General features: G+C 30.4%; 1 protein-coding gene. It reads right to left on the bottom strand.

The window, feature by feature from the left end; genetic code table 11:
* Positions 1-82, bottom strand: an 82-nt coding sequence (locus H6A61_RS15715) for an AAA family ATPase (RefSeq protein ID WP_204394824.1), incomplete at its 3' end; no start/stop codon positions are given.
* Positions 83-230 lie beyond the last annotated feature (148 nt).

Consider the following 230-nt stretch of genomic DNA (forward strand, 5'->3'; position numbering starts at 1 on the left):
AAATCAAATCCGTCTTATCCACATAAACATAACCGTCTTCGATAATCTGTTCAAAACTCTGTATTCCTATAGGATATTTCATAAGCTTAATACTTTACCGCTGTTACTCCACATGCAGAATAATTCTTCTAGACAAATCAAATAATATTTTGTCAAGACATTCGCAATAGAAGATTTTTCACAAATATAATGCAAACAGAGTGAAGGACAAAGAGGAAATTTAGTTTTTT

This window comes from Bacteroides caecigallinarum (assembly GCF_016901995.1).
GTDB classification, from domain to species: Bacteria; Bacteroidota; Bacteroidia; order Bacteroidales; family Bacteroidaceae; genus Phocaeicola; species Phocaeicola cellulolyticus.